Here is a 3203-nt window from a genome sequence, read left to right as displayed (position 1 = left end):
ACGGAGCTGGGATTCACTCGCCCCACGCCCATCCAGGAACAGTCCATTCCGCCCGCGCTGAACGGCGCGGACGTGCTGGCCTGCGCCATGACGGGCAGCGGCAAGACGGCCGCGTTCGCGCTCCCCATCATCCAGCGCCTGGCCGCCAAGCCCCGGGGCACCACCCGCGCGCTGGTGCTGAGCCCCACGCGCGAGCTGGCGGCGCAGATCCACGAGCAGTTCGTCGCACTCGGCAAGCACACCGGCGTCCGCGCGGCGGCGGTGTTCGGCGGCGTGGGGATGAAGCCGCAGGAGCAGGCGTTCCGCGACGGGGTGGACGTGATCATCGCCACGCCGGGGCGGCTGCTGGACCACCTGCAGTACCCGTACGCCCGGCTGGACCAGGTGGAGGTGCTGGTGCTGGACGAGGCCGACCGGATGCTCGACATGGGCTTCCTCCCCGACATCCGGCGCGTCCTCAGGCACCTGCCCGCGCAGCGGCAGACGCTGTTCTTCAGCGCCACCATGCCGGCGCCCATCGTCAAGCTGTCGCAGGAGATGCTGCGCACCCCGGCGGCCATCAACATCGAGCGCAAGTCGATGCCGGCCACCGGCATCACCCAGGCGCTGTACCCGGTGCGGGAAGACCTGAAGCCGGCGCTGTTCCTGGAGCTGCTGAAGCGCGGCGAGGTGGGCAGCGTCATCGTGTTCTGCCGCACCAAGCACCGCTCCAACCGGCTCTCTGACTTCCTGGACAAGCACGGCGTGCCGAACGCCCGCATCCACGGAAACCGCAGCCAGACGGCGCGCACCGACGCGCTGGCGGGCTTCAAGCAGGGCCGCTACCGCGTGCTGGTGGCCACGGACATCGTGGCGCGCGGCATCGACGTGGAGGCGCTGGAGCACGTGGTGAACTTCGACGTGCCGCACGTGCCGGAAGACTACGTGCACCGCGTGGGCCGCACCGCGCGCGCCGACGCCACGGGCGACGCGTACACCTTCGTCTCGCCCGAGGAGGAGAGCGATCTTCGCGACATCGAGCGCGCCATCGGCAAGCAGCTGCCGCGGATGACCGTCGAGGGCTTCGACTACCGCGCCAAGCCGGCCGAGCGCTTCGAGGTGCCCATCGCCGAGCGCATCGCCGAAATCCGCAAGCGCAAGGCCGAGGAGCGTGCCCGCGCCAAGGAAAAGGCCGAGCGCAAGGCACAGCGCGAGGTGCAGGAAGCGTCGCGCGGGCCGGCCCGCGGCCCCGCCCGTCCCTCTGGCGACCGCGCACCCCGCTCCGAGGGCGGACGCCCGTCGCAGCCGTCTCGCGGCGGCATGGCCGGCGTGGGCGGAGGCGGCAGCCGTCCCCAGGGCGGCCGCTCGCAGGGCGGACGCGGCGGCGGCCCCGGCCGTGGCGCGCCTCGCCAGGGCTGACCTTCGTGCGTTAGTGCAAAATACCTGACTGCATTTCACGCAGAGGACGCAGAGAACTGAAGGAGGACGCAGAGAAAAAATAGGTTTTCTCTGCGTCCTCTCGTTTTCCTCTGCGACCTCTGCGTGAAACTCTTTTCGATCTTTACGGCTGCAGCACGCCCTGGTAGAGCTCCAGGTCCTCGAGGACTCGGGCGGCGCCGCGGACCACGCAGGTGAGGGGCTGCTCGTCGAGGTGGATGGGCAGCCCCGTTTCGCGCTGCAGCAGCCGGCCCAGGCCGCGCAGCTGCGCGCCGCCGCCGGTCATCACGATCCCCGCGTCGATGATGTCGGACGACAGCTCCGGCGGCGTGCTTTCCAGCGCGCGGCGTACCGCGGCCACGATGGCGGCAACGGGCTCCTGGATGCACTCGCGGATCTCCACCGAGTTCACCCGCACCGACTTGGGGATGCCGTTCACCAGGTCGCGCCCCGTGACGTCCATCTCCCGCTCCTCGTCCAGCGGGAACGCCGAGCCGATCTGGATCTTCACACCCTCCGCGGTCGCTTCGCCGATCAGCAGGTTCCGGCTCTTGCGGACGTAGCCCATGATGGCTTCGTCCAACTCGTTGCCGGCCACGCGGATGGACGCGTCGGCGACGATACCGGAAAGCGCGATCACGCCGATCTCGCTGGTGCCGCCACCCACGTTCACCACCATCGACCCGCGCGGCGACGTCACCGGCAGCCCCACCCCGATGGCCGCCGCCATCGGCTCGGAGATCAGGTTCACTTGGCGCGCGCCCGCCGCCAGCACCGCGGCCCGCACGGCGCGCTTTTCCATCTCGGTAATCCCCGACGGCACGCCGATCACCACCCGCGGCTTCACCCGGAAGAACCCGCGCGGCAGCACGCGCTCCAGGAAGTGGCGCAGCATCAGGTCGGCCATGTTCACGTCGGCGATCACGCCGTCGCGCATGGGCCGCACGGCCACGATGCCTTCCGGCGTGCGCCCCAGCATGCGCTTGGCCTCGAGCCCGATGGCGCGCACCTTTCGGGTGTCGCGGTCCACCGCCACCACCGAAGGCTCGTTCACCACCAGCCCCACGCCCTTCACCTCGATCAGCGTGTTCGCCGTTCCAAGGTCGATCGCGATGTCCGCCACTGCTGCTCCCCTGTGCGTCCCCGAACCGGGCGCGGCTCCCGCGCGGCCCCCTCCTCCGTACAATGTACCACGCGGCGGACGCTTGGGCGATAAGCTGCACCCGCATCAGTGCACATCCGGCGGAATCGGGCGTGCGGCTTGCAACGAAGGTGGCGCCCTGGGATCGATGGCGGACGGATTCTCACGCGGGAGATGCGCGATGACGGCGACGATGGAGCGGGTGTCGGGGAAGGAGCTGGAACGGACGGAGTACCCGTCGTCGGGGAGGGCGCGCGAGGTGACGCCCGACCTGGCGTACCTGCGCACCGCGATCGTCAACGTCTTCCTGTCCGGCCCGCGCGGCGCGGGCGACCGCGGATGGACGCTGGTGGATACGGGCATCTACGGCTCGGCGCCGGCCATCGCCGCGGCGGCGGCGGAGCGCTTCGGGCCCGATGCCCGCCCCCGCGCCATCATCCTCACGCACGGCCACTTCGACCACGTGGGCGCCGTGCGCGAGCTGGCGGAATCGTGGGACTGCGTCGTCTATGCGCACCCGCTGGAGATGCCCTACCTGACGGGCGACTCGCCGTATCCGCCGCCCGATCCCACGGTGGGCGGCGGCGCCATGGCGGCCATGTCGTTCCTGTATCCCCGCAAGCCCATCGACCTGGGCGGGCGCGTG

General features: G+C 70.8%; 3 protein-coding genes. 2 read left to right on the top strand and 1 reads right to left on the bottom strand.

All coding sequences use genetic code 11. The features are described 5' to 3' along the window. Positions 1 to 1398 (top strand): DEAD/DEAH box helicase (locus VIB55_RS24205; protein ID WP_331879255.1); only part of this gene is annotated, 1398 nt, incomplete at its 5' end. 142 nt (positions 1399 to 1540) lie between these two features. On the opposite strand, the gene VIB55_RS24200 is transcribed toward VIB55_RS24205, so the two are convergent. Further along, positions 1541 to 2539, bottom strand: a complete 999-nt coding sequence (locus tag VIB55_RS24200) for a rod shape-determining protein (RefSeq protein WP_331075257.1) — start codon at positions 2537 to 2539, stop codon at positions 1541 to 1543. Between the two features lie 199 nt (positions 2540 to 2738). On the opposite strand from VIB55_RS24200, the gene VIB55_RS24195 reads away from it, so the two are divergent. Further along, on the top strand, positions 2739 to 3203 hold a 465-nt coding region (locus tag VIB55_RS24195), incomplete at its 3' end, for an MBL fold metallo-hydrolase (protein ID WP_331879254.1).

The sequence above is a fragment of the Longimicrobium sp. genome, assembly GCF_036554565.1.
Taxonomy (GTDB): Bacteria; Gemmatimonadota; Gemmatimonadetes; order Longimicrobiales; family Longimicrobiaceae; genus Longimicrobium.
Note: the sequence above shows the minus strand (reverse complement) of the source record. Positions and strands in the feature narration are given on the sequence as shown.